The following is a 15,827-nucleotide window of genomic DNA, read 5'->3' as shown; positions in this document are numbered from 1 at the left end:
TTGGCGTTGCCGATGCGCGATCTCGATAAGGCACTGGCCGACATCGTGGCGATCCGCAGCCAGATTGCGGCGGGCACGGCATTCCGCGGCTACGGCCCTGCGACGATGGCGGCGACCGGCGCGGTCGCGCTTGTCACTGCCATCCTGCAATTCTGGCTGCTCGGCGATCCCACAAGCGAGCCGCTGGGTTTCTTTCTCGGCTGGTTCATTGCGGCTGCGCTGTCCGGCCTGATTATCTGGATCGAGATGCGCGCGCGTTCGCGTCGTCATCATTCGGGCCTTGCCGACGCCATGATCCACCAGGCGGTCGAGCAGTTCTTGCCCGCTGGTGTCGCCGGCGTGCTGCTTGCGGTGGTGATGTGGAAGTTCGCCGCCGCGACGCTGTGGCTGCTGCCGGGGCTGTGGCAGATCCTGGTGTCGCTCGGCATTTTCGCGTCGGTCCGTTCGCTGCCGCGCAGCGTCGCGTTCGCGGGGGCCTGGTACTTCATCTCGGGTTTCGTGGTGGTGGTGCTGGCGAGCCGGACCCACATGCTGTCGCCGTGGACCATGGGGCTGCCCTTCGTGATCGGCCAGTCGGTGATGGCGGCCATTCTTTATTTCGCGTCCGGAGACCATGATGTCGAAGGTTGACAGCGCGCCCTTCTCTTACGAGGGACTCGACCGAGTGATCCACGAGAAGGCGAGGCTCGGCCTTCTCACCTCGCTGATGGCTCACCCGAAAGGGCTTGCGTTCGCTGACCTCAAGCAGCTTTGCGGTCTCACCGACGGCAATCTCAGCCGGCATCTCGCCGTGCTCCAGGAGGCGGGCCTCGTCGAGGTGACCAAAGGCTATGAGGGCAACCGCCCGCACACCACCTGCCGGCTGACCAAGACAGGCCGTCGCCGCTTCCTCGACTATCTCGCCGTGCTCGAGCGGCTGGTGCGCGATGCCGCCAAGGCTGCTGGCCGCGAGGCGCCGCCGCTCGGCCGCCTCGGCATTCTCCCGACCTGATCGCCCCCTTTTTTGACTGGAGACTTTGCGATGCAAAGCGACGTCATGTCCCACAATGACAAGCTTCATGTCGGCATCATCATGGACGGCAACGGGCGATGGGCGACACGGCGTGGCCTCTCGCGCCTGCGTGGCCACGAGGCCGGGGTCGAGACCATCCGCCGTATCGTCGAGGCCGCACCGAAGCAGGGCATCGGCACGCTGACGCTCTACGCGTTCTCGACCGACAATTGGCGCAGGCCGAAGGCCGAGGTCGCCGGGCTGATGACCCTGCTCCGCTTCTATCTCGCCAATGAAGTGCAGAGCCTCGTGAAGAATGGCGTGAGGCTCAACGTGATCGGCCGCCGTGACCGCCTGCCTGAAGGCATCGCCACCGCCATCGCACGCGCAGAGGACGCCACCGCACACGGCGCCACGCTGCATTTGCGCATCGCCGTCGACTATTCCGCGCGGGATGCCATCCTGAACGCCGCGGCGAAGGCCGCCGCGCTGACCAGCCTGACCCGCGAGGCCTTCTCGCAGCTCGTCACCGGCGAAGCGGGCTTGCGCGACGTCGATCTCATCATCCGCACCTCGGGCGAAAAGCGGTTGTCGGACTTCCTGCTCTGGGAAGGCGCCTATGCCGAGCTGCATTTCACCGAGCGGATGTGGCCCGAATTCGATGCGGGCGATCTCGCCGCGGCGCTGGCCTCCTTCCATGGCCGCGAACGCCGTTTCGGCGGTCTTCAAGCCATTCTGCCGGACGAGGTGCCTTCACTCTCGCGGGCGTAGGGGCGCATGAGCGCGGCTTCTCCGTGACATCAAGCACAGGCCAAGGGCAGTTCGTTTTCGGCAGCAAGATTGGCGGCTGTGTCCAAGCGGCGAGCGCGTAACTTCGGCTAGCTCTGCTACTCCCGCAACCTGCCGAGAGCCTCGCGCATGTCACAGTTGCCTCCGGATGCCGTTGTCCGGCCGCATCAGATCAACGGTACGGTCCGCATCCGGGCCGCCAATGCATCTGATGTCGGTGGCCTCTCGCTCTATTTCACCGGCCTGTCGTCGACGTCGCGCAACAAGCGCTTCATGGGGGCGCGCGCCGACCTCGCGACGCTTGCGGCGGAATGCGTCGCCAAGGCCGGCCATCCCGATCATTTCACCTTGCTCGCCGAACTCAGGCAGGGGGAAGGGCTGGGCACGATCATCGGCGAAACGCGATATGCCTATGATACGGTGGCGCGTTACGGAGATTTCGCCATCTCCGTGGCCGATATGTTTCAGCGCAAGGGCATCGGCCTGCAGATGATGAATGCGATGGAGCGGCAGGCAAGCGATTTCGGTCACGAGATGATTGCAGCCGAGACCGCGCGGGCGAATGCGGAGATGCGCGGCCTTGCAAAGAAGGCCGGTTATGAAGATACCGGTCTCGGAGACTGGCTGTCCGTCCATCTTGCAAAGCGTTTGTTGCGATAGCTAGGCTGGTCGACCCCGAGCTCAGGCCGCGGGCGTGGCGAGACTGGACCGGATCGCCAATTTCTGATGTCGTGGATCACCGTTATCGCAGGTGTCCGCATGACTTCCTTCAAGACCATTCGTGCTCGCGTTGAGAAGCGCAAAGGCGGTCCCAAGGCGCTCGACAGACTGATGCCCGAGAAGCCGGACCTGAAACGCCTGGCGAGGCTCGGCGATGATCGCATCCTTGCCGAGATGACGAAGCGGGTGTTTTGCGCGGGGTTCGCCTGGAGCGTGATCGACGCCAAATGGGACGGTTTCGAAGACGCCTTCCTGCGCTTCCAGCCCGCCAAGCTGAGCTTCCAGCCCGAGGATTATTGGGAAGGCCTGCTGCGCGACACGCGGATCGTGCGCAATGGCGCCAAGATCATGTCGGTGCGCGCCAATGCTGCGTTCGTGCAGGAGATCGCGAAGCAGCACGGCAGCTTCGGCAAGTTTCTGGCGGCATGGCCGCCATCCAACGAGATCGGGCTGCTTGATCTCCTCACCAAACGCGGCAGCCGGCTCGGCGGCAATACCGGGCAGATGCTGCTGCGCTTCGTCGGCTGGGACGGCTTCGTCACCTCGAAGGACGTCGTCGCCTGCCTGCGCGATGCAGGCCTCGACATTGCCGAAGAGGTCAAGTCGAAGGGCGATCTTGCAAAGGTACAGGCGCAGTTCAACGCCTGGGCCGAGGAGACCGGCCTGCCTTACACCTATCTGTCACGCATCTGCGCACTTTCGATTGGCGAAGTCAGGAGTGAGTAGCGAGGACGGATCCTGGAGATCCTGTGGCGATCCCGCGACGTCAACGCGGCAGTTGCCGCGCGCGATCACGAAATGCATTTCGCAGGAACATTTGTGCGCAGCACCCGTTCGGGAGGTTGGGCCAGGCGGCAAAGGCGCAGGGAACACGCGCGCTCCGGCTCAGTTCCATGAAACGCGAATGACAGAACGGAGCAGCTCATGAAGCTCACATCCGAACAGGTGAAGCAGACCGTCAACCAGCTCGGCGCGCAGGTGCTGCCCGACGAGCATCCCGCCATGCCGCAGCTCAACAGCATGTTCGGCGAGCACACGTTCTTCGTCGACGAGATGGGACTGAAGGTCCTGGAGCCGACCCCGTCGGCCGGCGCGGACCGCGAGACCGGCGAAGTCGTCAGTCTCGCCGACTGGAGCGATGCGGAGCTGACGCGCCTGATGGCGCATGAGCCCGAGCCGACCGGCGTGATCGTCGTGTTCGAGCACGTCAGGCATTGAGCTTGCGAGGACGAGGGCCGCGTGCGGCCCTCGTCCGGATGCTGCGGTCGAAAGATGAGACGAGATCAGGGACGGTCGAGCGGACGGCGCAGGTCGCCGGGGCCGCCGAACAGGCCGCGGAAGAAGCCGGCAATGCTGCCCCAGAAGCTTCCGCCGGCGATCGTCTCGAGCTCCGTCTCCGTCAATTCCCGAGCCATGTTCTGCATGGCAGTCTCCTTTTTACATCGGCCGGACCATTCCGCGCGCGATGCGAGGAGAATGCGGCTACGTCGGCCGCGTTGCCGTGACCGGGGACACAGTGCCGGCGTGCGATGCCGGTCAAGAGGTCCGCGTGGAAATGAGATGAAATGGCGCGCCACGGCCGATGAAGATGGGCACTACTGCTTCGCCGTGGCACTATGATGCAGCTGTCGATCAAGCGCTACGACTACCCAATCTGCGAAGGTCTGCGATCTTGAGCTACACCACTCATCGCGCTTCAGGCACTGGCTGTTTGGCCCTCCGTCCGTTTGCAAACGCACGCCAACAGTCGGCGGGCGATGCGGCTGAAACACTCGGGTTTCAACGATCTGCCAGGACAACGCGCTCAGTCCCACATTACGCTTGGAGGCGCCAGGCATTGAGAGAGCGATCTCAGGCGGAAAATGGCCGTGGGTAGTTGACGTATGGACGCCGGCCTTCTCGAATAAGCGGCCATTCTCCAAAAATCCCCCGCGGCCAGCGCCCCCATTTGCACGTGCTTGCGCTTGAAAATGAAACGTTTTCGGGCTGTGGCCAAAGATATCTTCGGACGCGTCCCGCTCTAAGGTCTCTAGTTCGGCGCATATCCGATCGCGAAGGGTCTCGAATGATATCCGAGCCTGTTCTCTTTGGGACTGGAAGGTCTTGTGGAGCTTCATATCGTATCGTCTCGGATGGGTTCGCGCCGTCACGCCGCAAGTTTGGCTATTTGGGCGTCCAAATTTGATCTCACCCGAGGCCATTCCTCGGCCAAGATGGAAAAGATCACTCGATCGAACACTCGTCCAGTCCAGGTTGTTCGCGCGCGTCGAAGGACGCCTTCTTCGGTTGCTCCCAACTTCAGCATCGCGCGGCGTGATCGTAGATTTAGAGCGTCGACGCCAAACTGCACACGATTTGCCCCACACCCGAAGGCATGCCCCAACAAGAGATGCTTGACTCCTGGATTAACGACGGTGCCGCGATCCTCCGGGCGGTAGTAGGTGCTACCTATGTCAACCGACCGGTACTTCGCTTCGGGCCTGATATAGGATGTCAGGCCTACGCAACGACCGGATCGTATTACGGCAAACGGGATCCAATTGCCCGCCTTGTGGTCCTGTTGAATTCGGGTCCACGACGGATCGAATTGATCTCCCTCCAGCGAAAAAGGGTAGATTGCGGTCCAGATTTCGCGATCGGCGCTCGTGGCCTCGCGCAGGGGTTCGCGATGTTTCTCTGACAGCGGCTCAAGCCGAACGTGTTCGTTCTCAAGAATGCATTCCACTAGGTTCAAGTCTAGCTCCGCATTGGCAGGATGAGGATGCTCGTCCGGCTGCGACAGAAACCCCGGCCTGATCTTTGCGAGCATAGGTGAACCAGCATGGTGCGGCAAGGAGTCCGCGCGATTAGGACGGCTAGATAAAAGCGACGGTGTCGCTCTGGGCTATCCGGGGTCGTAAGTGTTTGTCTGTACATGATTTTGGATTGCACTTCAGCGGCACCGCATGAAGTGGCCTGGCGCCGCTCGAACCCAGAAAGCATTCAAAATCAACGTTCCGAGCGCCATCGTTCGCAGCATAGCGTCTTGTCGCGCGTGCTCGGCGGGACGTCCGGCCATGATCGCATGGGAGGCCGCTGCCGGACCAACGGAGCGCCGTCAAGGCTCGCGCTGCGCGCGACCGGCTCCGCCGGCTCGCGGCCTTGACTGCGCACCGTTGGCCCGGCTCTTTTGCTTCCATGCGTTCATGGCTTGCTCTGCGCGATCGCGCTCATGCGGCAGAGAAAGTGCGAGTTCGCAGGGCCGCAGCGTGACTTGGCGTAGACATCGGCCGTTCTGTGGATCGGTCAGGCTTGCCACAGTGGCGCCATGGCTCCCCCTCACAAATCGCAGTCGCGGCGTCCGCCGGACCGCGCCCCACTTGACGATCTCTACGACTATGCGCGTGCCCCCGCGCGGCCCCGTCGACGACGAGCGAAGTGCGCTTCGGTGACACGGACGGTGACGGACGACTGGCCGAAGGACGTGCCGGTGACCGAAACGGAGATCGACGTGTTCGAAGCCTGGTTCGGTGATCTGTTCGACGAGTTGTTTGGGAATGATTGAGGGACATCACCATGGCTGCAACGGTTCGGGCGGCGCTCTACCTGCGGGTCTCAACGGGACGGCAGGCCGATAGCGATCTCTCCATTCCGGATCAGCGCCGCCAGGCGAAGGGCTATTGCGCGTCGCGCGGCTGGGAGATCGTCGCCGACTATGTCGAGCCAGGCGCGTCCGCAACCGACGATCGGCGGCCGGAGTTCCAGCGCATGATTGACGCGACGACGGTCAAGCCGCCGGCGTTTGACGTGATCCTGGTCCATAGCTTCAGCCGCTTCTTCCGTGACCAGTTCCAGCTTGAGTTTTATGTCCGCCGGCTAGCCAAGAACGGCGTGCGGCTGGTGTCGATCACACAAGAGCTGGGCGACGATCCCATGAGCAACATGATCCGCCAGATCATGGCGCTATTTGATGAATATCAGTCCAAGGAGAACGCTAAGCATACGCTGCGCGCGATGAAGGAAAATGCGAGACAAGGCTTCTGGAATGGCGCGCTGCCACCGATCGGCTACCGCGTCGTGGAAGCCGCCGAACAGCGCGGCCACCGCACCAAGAAGACGCTGGAAATCGATCCCATCCAGGCCGAGACGGTGCGGCTGATCTATCGCCTGGCGCGGGAAGGAAACGGCTCCTCGGGGCCGATGGGCGTCAAATCAATTGCCAAACATCTGAATGAATCCCGCATCCGAACCCGCGACGACGGACGCGGGGGCGTCGATGCCGTGCACAAGGTTCTGACGCGCACGACGTATATCGGCCGTCACCGCTTCAACACCAAATACTGGAAAACACGCGAGCGCAAACCGGACGCCGAGGTGGTGGAAATGGCCGTGCCGCCGATCATCGAGGCCGTCGAGTTCGAGGCGGTGCAGGCGCTGCTCAAAGAGCGCAGCCCCGCAATGACAGCACCGCGCGTCGTCAGCGGTCCGACCCTCCTTACCGGCATCTGCTTTTGCTCCGCCTGCGGCGGGGCCATGACACTGAGGACCGGGAAGAGTGGCAGGAACAGGTATTACACTTGCTGCACCAAAGCCCGCCAGGGCGAGACCGGCTGCAAGGGGCGTACCGTTCCAATGGAAAAGCTCGACAGTCTCGTAGCCGAGCACATCGAAGAGCGGCTATTGCAACCCAAACGCCTCGAGGAAGTCCTGTCGGCCGTTCTGTATCGCCGGAAAGAGCGCGCCGAGCGCCGAACGATGCATATTGCCGAATTGCGCAAGCGCGCAGCCGAAGCAGAAGCCAAACTCAAGCGATTGTACGACGCGATCGAGAACGGCGTCGCTGACGTGTCCGATCCGCTGCTCAAGGAGCGCGTGACCGAGCTGAAGTCCATCCGCGATCAGGCCCGCGCCGACGCTGAGCGGGCCGCGGGCGCGCTCGATCGGGCTGGGCCGAGCATCACACCGCAGGCGCTCAAAACCTTCGCCAGCCAGGCCCGCAGGCGGATGCGGACCGAGGCGGGCGGCTACCGCCGCGACCACCTCCGTACGCTGGCCCAGCGCATCGAGGTGGACGCGAAAGAGGTTCGCATCATGGGCTCGAAAAGCGTGCTCCTGCGTAGGCTCGTCGCCGCGTCGAGCGTAAAAACGGCAGGTTTTGGAGTGCCCAGTTTTGTACCGAAGTGGCGCGCCCGACACGATTCGAACGTGTGACCTTTGCCTTCGGAGGGCAACGCTCTATCCAGCTGAGCTACGGGCGCAACGAGGCCTCATTTAGCCTAATGGCGAGGGGCGGGCAACCGGTCTTGCCGCGGGATGAGCCCGCGCTTCAGGCCGATTTTCGCGAGGCGGGGCCAGGAACCTGGCCGGTGACCGCCACATCGTCCCGGCCGAGGCCTGCGAATTCGGCCAAGACCCGCTCGGAGCAGACGACGCGGTTGCGGCCGAGCCGCTTGGCGGCATAGAGCGCTTGGTCGGCCGCACCCAAGAGCCGGTCGGGGCCGCTGTCGGTCTCGCCGGGGACGTGACTGGCGACGCCGACACTGAGCGTGACGTGGTTGCCGGCCCCAGGGGCGCCGTGGACGATCCCTAAGGCCATGACGGCGCGCCGGATCTCCTCGGCGATGGCGCAGGCATCGTCCCAGCTCAAGTCCGGCAGGATCAGCGCGAACTCCTCGCCGCCGTAGCGGCTGGCAAGGTCGAGCGGGCGCTGCGCATGGCGGCTGACGACACCGGCGACCGCGCGCAGGCACTCGTCGCCGGTCTGGTGGCCGTGCTGGTCGTTGAACAGCTTGAAATGGTCGACGTCGACGAACAGCAGCGCCAGCGGCTTCTGCGTACGCTGCGCGCGCGCCCATTCGCTCATCAGCATCTGGTCGAACGAGCGGCGGTTCGAGAGCCCGGTCAGCCCGTCCTTGGTGGCGAGCTCCTTCAGCGCCATCTCGGCGCGCTTCTGGTCGGTGAGGTCGCGCAGCGTCTCCACCACGGCGATCAGATTGCCGGCTTCGTCGTGGATGGGGCCCGCGTCGATCGCGAGATAGAGCTGGTTGCCGAGCTTCGGCATCACGCACCAGTTCTCCGCGGAAAAGCCGAGGCCGTTGTGGCCGCGCGCGGCATATTCCGGATAGAACTCCGGTAGCTGCTCGGGCCGGTCGAGCGCGACCAGATCGGCGAGGCAAGGGCGCTTGGTCTCGTAGAAGGCCTGCCAATGCTTGGTGGTGCCGATCACCTCGGAGGCGGCAACGCCGGTCAGCCGCTCGCAGGCCCTGTTCCAGATCACGACGCGCCGCTTCGGGTCGATCACGAAGGTCGGCACCACCAGATGCTGCATCAGCCGCACCGCGTAGGAATCCGCCACGTCGACAGTGTCGGGGGGAGCCTTGGTGAGCTTTGTCATCTCAGGCCACCGCCGCCACGGGCATGGCATCATCAGGGCCGAACAGCTCGCGTACCTCGGCGGCCGGCCTCGGCTTGCTGAACAGATAGCCCTGCATCTCCGTGCAGCCGAGCGAACGCAGCAGCTCGCGCTGCGCCTCGGTCTCGACGCCTTCGGCGACCGTGGTCATGTTGCTGGCGGAGGCGATGTTCACCACGGCCTGCACGATCACGGGTGATCCGCTGGATTCGGCGATGTCGGCCACGAAGCAGCGGTCGATCTTGATCTTGTCGAACGGGAAGCGTTTCAAATAGCTCAGCGATGAATAGCCGGTGCCGAAATCGTCGAGTGCGATGCGCACGCCGATGGAGCGGAGCTGGTGGAGGATCGAGAGCGCCGCATCGTCGTCGCGGATCAGCACCGCTTCGGTGATCTCGAGCTCGAGCCGGCGCGGATCGAGCCCGGAGCCAGCGAGGGCTCCGGCGATCCGGAGCGCCAGCGTGTCGCATTTGAGCTGCACCGGCGAGACGTTGACCGCGAGGCGGACATGGGCGGGCCAGGTCGCGGCCTCGTTGCAGGCCGTGCGCAACACCCAGTCGCCGAGCTCGTTGATCAGCCCGGTGTCCTCGGCGATCGGAATGAATTCGGCCGGCGATACCATGCCGCGTTGGGGATGGCGCCAGCGCAGCAGCGCCTCGCAACCGGAGACCACGCCCGTGTGCAGATTGACCAGCGGCTGGTAATGGATCTCGAAGCCGCCATTGACCAGCGCCTGGCGCAGATCCTGCTCCAGCGTGAGGCGGGCCTTGGCGCTCGCATCCATTTCCGGCACGAAGAAGCGATGGGTGCGTCGCCCTTCCGCCTTGGCGCCGTACATTGCAAGGTCCGCGTTCTTGACGAGCTGGTCTAGATCGGTGCCGTCCTGCGGCGCCAGCGCGATGCCGATGCTTGCGTCGGTCGAGAGCTGGTGCCCGAGGCAATGATAGGGGCGGCGGATCGCTTCGTGAATCCGCGTCACGAAGGCCAGCACGTCGGCGGACGATTCGATTCCGCTCTGGATCACCGCGAATTCGTCGCCGCCGAGCCGCGCGATCAGATCGCCCGGCTTGAGACAGGCGCGAATGCGGCCCGCGATCGCCTTCAGCAGCTCGTCGCCGACATGGTGGCCGAGTGAATCATTGATGCCCTTGAACTCGTCGACGTCGATGTAGAGCAGCGCGAATTGCCCCCCGCCGGCGACCTTCTCGAGCTCGCGCTCGATCTGCTCGCGGAACAGCGTGCGATTGGGAAGGTCGGTCAGCGCGTCGTAATGCGCCATATGCTCGATCTCCTCCGCGGTCCGCCGCTGCTCGGTAATGTCCTCGATGACGTTGATGATGTAGCGGGGAGCGCCGGCGTCGTCGCAGATACCGATGCGCTTTGAAATGGTATGGCGTTGCCCGTCAGTCGGCGTTCTCCAGCTTTGCTCCCTTTGCAGCAATCGGTCTGGCGACTGCAGCACGGTGTCATCGTCGCGTGTAACGACCTGGGCGTCCGTTTCGGGCAGGAGATCGGCTGCGGTCTTGCCGACGATCGTCTTGCCTGCTTCGCCAAGGACCTCCTCGGCGATCCGGTTGACCAGCAGATATTGCCGCGTTCGGGCGTCCTTCACCGTGATCTGCGACGGGATGTGGTCGATGATCTCGCGGAGGAACGTGTAGTTGCGATCGCGTTCCTGCTCGAGGTTGCGCCGCTCGGTGATTTCCTCGATCGTGGCGACCCAGCCCCCCTGAGCCAGCGGGGTATTGATGACCTGGAACGCGCGGCCGTTGGGCAGCAGATGAGTTCTGGTAGAAACCGTGCCTTCGGCCACGACCCGCATCACATCGGCACAGAAGTCTTCGACGTTGCCGTCGAAGGCGCCGCACTCCTTGCGATGGTACATCGCCTCGAGGATATGACAGCCGGGCTTGATGACGTCATGGGAGAGGCCGAACATGTCGACGTAGCGGCGGTTGCAGGTGACGATGGTGCCGCTCGCATCGTGCAGGATCAGCCCCTGTGTCATGTTGTTCAAGGCGGTGTCGAGCCGCAGCCGTTCCGCTTCCAGCCGCTGCTGAGCGTCGCGGTTCTGCCGGTTGATCTGACGAATGATCAGATAGAGGATCAGCGCGATCACGGTGGCGGAAAGCGCCGCGGTCGTGACCATAAAGCCGGTCTGCTGCCGCCAGTCTGCGAGCGCCGCCGCCGTGGTGTTGGTGGCGGCGATGATCAGAGGGAAATGCGTCAGCGATGCCGCCGAGCCGAGGCGTTCTCCGCCATCGAGCACACTCTTGATGCGAAGCGTTTGCCGGCCACCCTTGGCCAGCACCTTCTTTATCAGAGGCGCATCCTTGAAGCTCTTGCCGATCAGTTCCTCATTGTTCGGATAGCGGGCGAGCATCTTGCCTTCGCGGTCGAACAGCGAAATCGCGGTCCCCTCCGCAAGAGCCACGGATGCGAAATACTGCTGATAGCTGTCAGGGTCGATCCGCCGGACCATCGCCCCGACGAAGGTTCCGTCAGGCAGGCTCAGCCTGCGCGCGACGACCGTGGTCCATTTCTTCATGATGAAGCTGCGCACCGATTCCAGCAGCACGGGCTCTGCCATCGGATTGGTCTTGAAGGTCTGGAAGTAAGCGCGCGCGGAGATGTTGATCTTGGGCAGCGGCAGGGCCCGTGACCAGTTGATCAGGTCGCCGTCGACGTCGTAGACCGCGATGTCGCCCAAATAGGACACCGCGCTGACCTTGCTGCGCAGCATCTGGTTCGCATCGTCTCCCGACATGCGTTCGCGGAACATCTGCGGCGAGGTGATGTCCGGAAGGCGCATCTGTCCGATCAGATCGGCCGCGACCGCATCGGAATCTTCAAACTGCTGATCGAAGTGGCGCGCGATCAGCTGCACGGTGTTCTCCAGATCGCGCTCACGATTGGTCAGCGTGCGCTCGCGAAACTCGCCGACGGCCATCGCGGTCACGGCGAATATGCCGGCGACCAGCAATGCGCCCGAGAGTGTCAGCCACAGCACCGGGCCACGCCGCATGGCGGCGTCCCAGCCATCCCTTGCGGTTCGCGACAGTCTGGATGCCATGCCTGAAAATAGGTCGTGCATTTCCTCCCCCTCAGGGAACAAAAATACACCGCAGAAATGGCACAAAGCTTAGGAAAGCCAGTTACCCAAGCATTAATCAGGTTGCGTAGCGCATCACCGTGCAGCGCAGCGCGAATCACGCAATGCTTGTGCGGAGGCCATCACCAACGCTGCGCTGCATCGTTAATCGAAGCTTAATGCGACGTGCCCACGCCCTTGTCGCCGCCGCCATGGCGCAGCCGTCCGACCACGCCGCTCGGGAAGAAATAGACGCTGGCGATGAACAGCAGCCCGAGCCAGAGCAGCCAGCGGTCGGGGTGGAGCAGTCCCGGCAGCAGCGGCAGACCGGCTTCCGACGCAGCCTTGGAGGCGACGCCCATCAGCGATTGCAGGTAGTTCTGCGCCAGGATGAAGATGGTGGCGCCGATGATCGCTCCGTAGATCGTCCCCATCCCGCCGATCACGACCATCAGCAGGATGTCGAGCATGATCGAGAAGCTGAGCGAGGTGTCCGGCCCGGCGTAGCGCAGCCACAATGCGTTCAGGACGCCGGCGCCGGCGGCGACCAGCGCGGCGAGGCAGTTGGCGTAGGTCAGGTGAAAGACGGTGCGAAAGCCGAGCGCTTCGGCGCGAAAGCGGTTCTCGCGGATCGCCTGTAGCACGCGCCCGAACGGCGAGTTCACCACGCGCAGCAGGGCGAGGATCATCATGGCCGAGACCGCGAACACCAGGTAGAAGGTCAGGATGCGGCCGTTGATCTCGAAGCCGAACATGTTTTTCGAGATCAGCACCGTGCCGGGACGCAGCAGCTCGGGGAGCTGGAAGCTGCGCCCGTCCTCACCACCTGTCAGCCAGGACAGTTGCGACGCCAATACCTGAAAGGCGGAGGCGACCGCGAGCGTGATCATGGCGAAGAAGATCGCGGCAACCCGCAGCGAGAACAGGCCGATCGCGAGCGCAAGCAGCGCCGCCAGCGGCAGGCCGACCACGATGCCGGTCGCGACCGCCGCCCAATTCGGACCCATGCCGTACAGCGCGATCGCGATCGCGTAGCTGCCGATGCCATAGAACATCGTATGCGCGAACGACACCGAGCCGGTATAGCCGAGCAACAGATCGTAAGAGGCGACCAGCGCGGCGAACACGCAGATCTTGGCCGCCACGTTCAGCGCCTTCGCGCCCGGAAACAGGAATGGCGTCGCGGCCAGCGCCAGGATGATGACGACGAGAACGAGCGTGAGCACGCGGCTGCGCGGCGGGTCGCCTGAGAGGATCATCATCGGCTGGTCACCGCATAGAGGCCGCGCGGCCGCCACATCAGAATGGCGACCATCAGCAGGATGTTGGAGACGAGGGCGAGTTTCGGCACGAGGAAGCCGCCGTAATTTGCGACCATCGCCACCAGGATCGCGCCGATGAAGCAGCCGCCGATCGACCCCAACCCGCCGATGATGACGACGACGAAAATCAAGACCGTGAGCTCGTCGCTCATGGAGGCGTGGACCTGCTCGCGATAGAGCGCCCACATCACCCCGCCAAGGCCGGCGAGCGCCGATCCCGTCATGAATACGCCGAGGAATAGCCGGCGGATGCGATAGCCCAGCGCCTCGACCATCTCGCGGTTCTCGACGCCGGCGCGGATCAAAAGGCCGAGTTTGGTGCGGTTGAGCACGAGCTGGATCGCGATGAAGACCGCGAGGCCGATGAACATCGCCAGCACACGGTATTTGGCAATGGCGACATCCCCGAGGATGAAGGAACCGCGCAGCGAGGCCGGCAGCGGCATCGGGATGATCTGCGGTCCCCACAGTGCATAGAGCGTCTGTTCAGCGACGATCAGGCCGCCCGTCGTCATCAGGATCTGCTTCAGGTGCTGGCCGTAGACGGGGAGGATCAGCACGCGCTCGACGACGAGGCCGAGGGCGCCGGAGACGGCCATCGACAGCAGCGCCGCCGGCGCCAGCACCGCGAGGTTCACTAGAAGCGAATCCGCCTGCACCGAGGCCGCGAACGGCGCGAACACCAGCGTTGCGATGTAAGCGCCGACTGCGATGAAGGCGCCGTGGCCGAAATTCAGCACGTCCATCAGCCCGAACACCAGCGTCAGCCCCGAGGCCATGATGAAGATCATCATGCCCATGGCAAGGCTCGCGGCGGTGAGCGTCAGCCAGGAGCTGGTCGAGCCGATCAGCGGGATCATCAGAAGGGCGAGCGCGATCGGCAGCAGGATCGGCGCGATGTCGCGCTTCGGCTTCGGCAGCGGATCGGATGCGGCGAGTTCGGTCACTGGTGTGCCTCCAGGCTCAGGCCGAGCAGCCGCTCCTGCAGCGGCACGTCGGCGGCGAGATCAGCCATCTCGCCGCGATGGACGATGGTGCCGTTGTCCATGACCAGCACGCTGTCGCCGAGCTCGCGCGCGGCAAAGAAATTCTGTTCGACCAGAAGGATCGTCGCACCCTTGCGCTTGATCTCCTTCAGGCACTCGATCAGCGCCATGACGATGGCGGGCGCCAATCCCTTGGTCGGCTCGTCGATCAGCAGCAGCTTGCGCGGCTCGATGATGGCGCGGGCGATCGATAGCATCTGTTTTTGCCCGCCGGAGAGGCTTCCGGCGCGCGACAGCCAGAACCGGCGCAGCGCCGGGAAGAAGCCGAAGATCCAGTCGAGCTGGGTGTCGTCGAGCGGCCCGTCGCGCGCCGCCAGCACCAGATTCTCCTTCACCGTGAGGTCGGAGAACACGGCCATGCTCTCCGGCACATAGCCGACGCCGAGCCGCGCGATGTCGGGCGTGGCGCGGCTTTCGATGCGCTCGCTGCCGAACGTGATCTCGCCGGAAGAGGCCTGCCACAGGCCCATGATGGTGCGCAGCGTTGTGGTCTTGCCGGCGCCGTTGCGCCCGAGCAGCATCGTGACCTGCCCCTGCGGCACGGCGAGGTCGATACCCTGGAGGATGTGATAACGCCCGATATTGGTGTGCACACCGGAGAGTTTGAGCAGGTCCGTCATGCTGCACTCTTCGGTGCGACGCCGAGATAGGCTTCCTGCACGACCGGCGAGGCGATCACCTCGGCGGGCTGGCCATCGGCGACGAGCTGGCCGTTGTGCAGCACGATGATGCGGTCGGCGAGCGAGCGCACCACGTCCATCTTGTGCTCGACCAGCAGGATGATCTTGCTCTTGTCCTGCTTCAGCTGCGCGATCAGGTTCAGGACAACGGGCACCTCGTCGATGCTCATGCCGGCGGTCGGCTCGTCGAACATGAACACCTTTGGCTCCAGTGCGATCATCAGCGCGACTTCGAGCTTGCGCTGGTCACCATGCGACAGCGTAGTCGCAGCGACGCTGCGGCGGTTGCCGAGCGCGACCTGGTCGAGGATGGCATCGGCACGCGCGACTAGATCGCGGCGGACCATCCAGGGCCGCAGCATGTCATAGTGGGTGCCGCTCGCCGCCTGCACCGCGAGGCGGACGTTCTCCTCCACCGTCAGGTTCGGAAAGAGATTTGTCAGTTGGAACGCGCGCCCCAGGCCCGCACGGGTCCGCAGCGGCGCGGACTGCAGGGTGATGTCGGTGCCGTCGAACAGGATGCTGCCGCTCGAGGCCCGCAGCTGGCCCGAGATCAGATTGAAATAGGTGGTCTTGCCGGCGCCGTTCGGCCCGACGATCGCGGTGAGCTCGCCCGGGCGGAACGTGCAGCTGACATTGTTGACCGCGACATGCCCGCCGAAGCGGATGGTGAGATCGCGGGTTTCGAGCGAGAGGGTCATTCTTGCAAACCGGGTTGAGTCTATCCGTTCACCTCTCCCCGGAGGGGAGAGGTCGATTTGCTCCTGGCGATGCGAAGCATCGTCCAGTGCTAATCG

The 15,827-nt window shown here is 64.0% G+C and carries 16 protein-coding genes and 1 tRNA gene; 7 read left to right on the top strand and 10 right to left on the bottom strand.

Annotated features, from left to right (window positions below):
- The first annotated feature begins 12 nt into the window (after positions 1-12).
- From BM374_RS04240 to BM374_RS04215, 6 genes are all read left to right on the top strand, one after another.
- Positions 13-630 (top strand): hypothetical protein, encoded by a 618-nt coding sequence (locus tag BM374_RS04240; protein ID WP_092289276.1) that lies wholly within the window; start codon positions 13-15, stop codon positions 628-630.
- On the top strand, positions 617-991 hold the full coding sequence (locus tag BM374_RS04235; protein WP_177248083.1) for a winged helix-turn-helix domain-containing protein: 375 nt from the start codon (positions 617-619) through the stop codon (positions 989-991). The genes BM374_RS04240 and BM374_RS04235 overlap by 14 nt, the downstream gene beginning before the upstream one ends.
- 30 nt (positions 992-1,021) lie before the next feature.
- Positions 1,022-1,762 carry a di-trans,poly-cis-decaprenylcistransferase gene (locus tag BM374_RS04230; RefSeq protein ID WP_092289274.1) on the top strand — a complete coding sequence of 247 codons (741 nt, stop codon included), beginning with the start codon at positions 1,022-1,024 and terminating at the stop codon, positions 1,760-1,762.
- Between the two features lie 147 nt (positions 1,763-1,909).
- Positions 1,910-2,440, top strand: coding sequence for a GNAT family N-acetyltransferase (locus tag BM374_RS04225; protein WP_092289273.1), 531 nt, complete (start codon positions 1,910-1,912; stop codon positions 2,438-2,440).
- Between the two features lie 99 nt (positions 2,441-2,539).
- Positions 2,540-3,226 carry a DNA-3-methyladenine glycosylase I gene (locus BM374_RS04220; RefSeq protein ID WP_092290229.1) on the top strand — a complete coding sequence of 229 codons (687 nt, stop codon included), beginning with the start codon at positions 2,540-2,542 and terminating at the stop codon, positions 3,224-3,226.
- A gap of 198 nt (positions 3,227-3,424) precedes the next feature.
- The gene (locus BM374_RS04215) at positions 3,425-3,718 is read left to right on the top strand and encodes a hypothetical protein (protein WP_092289272.1); all 294 of its coding nucleotides are present in this window, start codon (positions 3,425-3,427) and stop codon (positions 3,716-3,718) included.
- A 65-nt stretch (positions 3,719-3,783) separates the two neighbouring features.
- On the opposite strand, the gene BM374_RS37745 is transcribed toward BM374_RS04215, so the two are convergent.
- The 3 genes from BM374_RS37745 to BM374_RS40255 form a co-directional block, all read right to left on the bottom strand.
- The gene (locus BM374_RS37745; RefSeq protein ID WP_143270143.1) at positions 3,784-3,924 is read right to left on the bottom strand and encodes a ComC/BlpC family leader-containing pheromone/bacteriocin; all 141 of its coding nucleotides are present in this window, start codon (positions 3,922-3,924) and stop codon (positions 3,784-3,786) included.
- 171 nt (positions 3,925-4,095) lie between these two features.
- A complete protein-coding gene (locus BM374_RS40260) occupies positions 4,096-4,617 on the bottom strand; it encodes a coproporphyrinogen III oxidase (RefSeq protein WP_177248082.1) in 522 nt (173 codons plus the stop codon).
- Between the two features lie 29 nt (positions 4,618-4,646).
- On the bottom strand, positions 4,647-5,309 hold the full coding sequence (locus tag BM374_RS40255; protein WP_092289270.1) for a GNAT family N-acetyltransferase: 663 nt from the start codon (positions 5,307-5,309) through the stop codon (positions 4,647-4,649).
- A gap of 746 nt (positions 5,310-6,055) precedes the next feature.
- On the opposite strand from BM374_RS40255, the gene BM374_RS04200 reads away from it, so the two are divergent.
- Positions 6,056-7,690 carry a recombinase family protein gene (locus BM374_RS04200; protein ID WP_092289269.1) on the top strand — a complete coding sequence of 545 codons (1,635 nt, stop codon included), beginning with the start codon at positions 6,056-6,058 and terminating at the stop codon, positions 7,688-7,690.
- On the opposite strand, the gene BM374_RS04195 is transcribed toward BM374_RS04200, so the two are convergent.
- The 7 genes from BM374_RS04195 to BM374_RS04165 all read right to left on the bottom strand — a co-directional run bounded on the left by BM374_RS04195 (position 7,661) and on the right by BM374_RS04165 (position 15,731).
- Positions 7,661-7,737 (bottom strand) — tRNA-Arg (locus tag BM374_RS04195). The genes BM374_RS04200 and BM374_RS04195 overlap by 30 nt on opposite strands.
- 68 nt (positions 7,738-7,805) lie before the next feature.
- Positions 7,806-8,873 (bottom strand): sensor domain-containing diguanylate cyclase, encoded by a 1,068-nt coding sequence (locus tag BM374_RS04190; protein ID WP_092289268.1) that lies wholly within the window; start codon positions 8,871-8,873, stop codon positions 7,806-7,808.
- Position 8,874: 1 nt separating this feature from the next.
- Positions 8,875-11,916: a bifunctional diguanylate cyclase/phosphodiesterase gene (locus BM374_RS04185; protein ID WP_502689410.1), complete on the bottom strand. Its 3,042-nt coding sequence runs from the start codon at positions 11,914-11,916 to the stop codon at positions 8,875-8,877.
- Positions 11,917-12,158: 242 nt separating this feature from the next.
- Positions 12,159-13,244 (bottom strand): branched-chain amino acid ABC transporter permease, encoded by a 1,086-nt coding sequence (locus tag BM374_RS04180; RefSeq protein WP_177248080.1) that lies wholly within the window; start codon positions 13,242-13,244, stop codon positions 12,159-12,161.
- Positions 13,241-14,251 (bottom strand): branched-chain amino acid ABC transporter permease, encoded by a 1,011-nt coding sequence (locus BM374_RS04175; RefSeq protein ID WP_092289265.1) that lies wholly within the window; start codon positions 14,249-14,251, stop codon positions 13,241-13,243. The genes BM374_RS04180 and BM374_RS04175 overlap by 4 nt, the downstream gene beginning before the upstream one ends.
- A complete protein-coding gene (locus tag BM374_RS04170) occupies positions 14,248-14,970 on the bottom strand; it encodes an ABC transporter ATP-binding protein (RefSeq protein WP_092289264.1) in 723 nt (240 codons plus the stop codon). The genes BM374_RS04175 and BM374_RS04170 overlap by 4 nt, the downstream gene beginning before the upstream one ends.
- Positions 14,967-15,731, bottom strand: a complete 765-nt coding sequence (locus BM374_RS04165) for an ABC transporter ATP-binding protein (RefSeq protein WP_092289263.1) — start codon at positions 15,729-15,731, stop codon at positions 14,967-14,969. The genes BM374_RS04170 and BM374_RS04165 overlap by 4 nt, the downstream gene beginning before the upstream one ends.
- Between the last annotated feature and the right edge of the window lie 96 nt (positions 15,732-15,827).

This window comes from Bradyrhizobium sp. Ghvi, assembly GCF_900115265.1.
GTDB lineage: Bacteria > Pseudomonadota > Alphaproteobacteria > Rhizobiales > Xanthobacteraceae > Bradyrhizobium.
This window is presented reverse-complemented; position numbering and strand designations above follow the sequence as displayed.

Excerpts from the sequence above, each read along its gene's own strand:
- BM374_RS04170 (WP_092289264.1), bottom strand. The coding sequence starts at position 14,970 with ATGACGGACCTGCTCAAACTCTCCGGTGTGCACACCAATATCGGGCGT.
- BM374_RS04215 (WP_092289272.1), top strand. The coding sequence starts at position 3,425 with ATGAAGCTCACATCCGAACAGGTGAAGCAGACCGTCAACCAGCTCGGC.
- BM374_RS04190 (WP_092289268.1), bottom strand. The coding sequence starts at position 8,873 with ATGACAAAGCTCACCAAGGCTCCCCCCGACACTGTCGACGTGGCGGAT.
- BM374_RS04185 (WP_502689410.1), bottom strand. The coding sequence starts at position 11,916 with ATGCGGCGTGGCCCGGTGCTGTGGCTGACACTCTCGGGCGCATTGCTG.
- BM374_RS04240 (WP_092289276.1), top strand. The coding sequence starts at position 13 with ATGCGCGATCTCGATAAGGCACTGGCCGACATCGTGGCGATCCGCAGC.
- BM374_RS04235 (WP_177248083.1), top strand. The coding sequence starts at position 617 with ATGTCGAAGGTTGACAGCGCGCCCTTCTCTTACGAGGGACTCGACCGA.
- BM374_RS04180 (WP_177248080.1), bottom strand. The coding sequence starts at position 13,244 with ATGATGATCCTCTCAGGCGACCCGCCGCGCAGCCGCGTGCTCACGCTC.
- BM374_RS04230 (WP_092289274.1), top strand. The coding sequence starts at position 1,022 with ATGCAAAGCGACGTCATGTCCCACAATGACAAGCTTCATGTCGGCATC.
- BM374_RS37745 (WP_143270143.1), bottom strand. The coding sequence starts at position 3,924 with ATGCAGAACATGGCTCGGGAATTGACGGAGACGGAGCTCGAGACGATC.
- BM374_RS40255 (WP_092289270.1), bottom strand. The coding sequence starts at position 5,309 with ATGCTCGCAAAGATCAGGCCGGGGTTTCTGTCGCAGCCGGACGAGCAT.
- BM374_RS04200 (WP_092289269.1), top strand. The coding sequence starts at position 6,056 with ATGGCTGCAACGGTTCGGGCGGCGCTCTACCTGCGGGTCTCAACGGGA.
- BM374_RS04220 (WP_092290229.1), top strand. The coding sequence starts at position 2,540 with ATGACTTCCTTCAAGACCATTCGTGCTCGCGTTGAGAAGCGCAAAGGC.
- BM374_RS04225 (WP_092289273.1), top strand. The coding sequence starts at position 1,910 with ATGTCACAGTTGCCTCCGGATGCCGTTGTCCGGCCGCATCAGATCAAC.
- BM374_RS04165 (WP_092289263.1), bottom strand. The coding sequence starts at position 15,731 with ATGACCCTCTCGCTCGAAACCCGCGATCTCACCATCCGCTTCGGCGGG.
- BM374_RS40260 (WP_177248082.1), bottom strand. The coding sequence starts at position 4,617 with ATGAAGCTCCACAAGACCTTCCAGTCCCAAAGAGAACAGGCTCGGATA.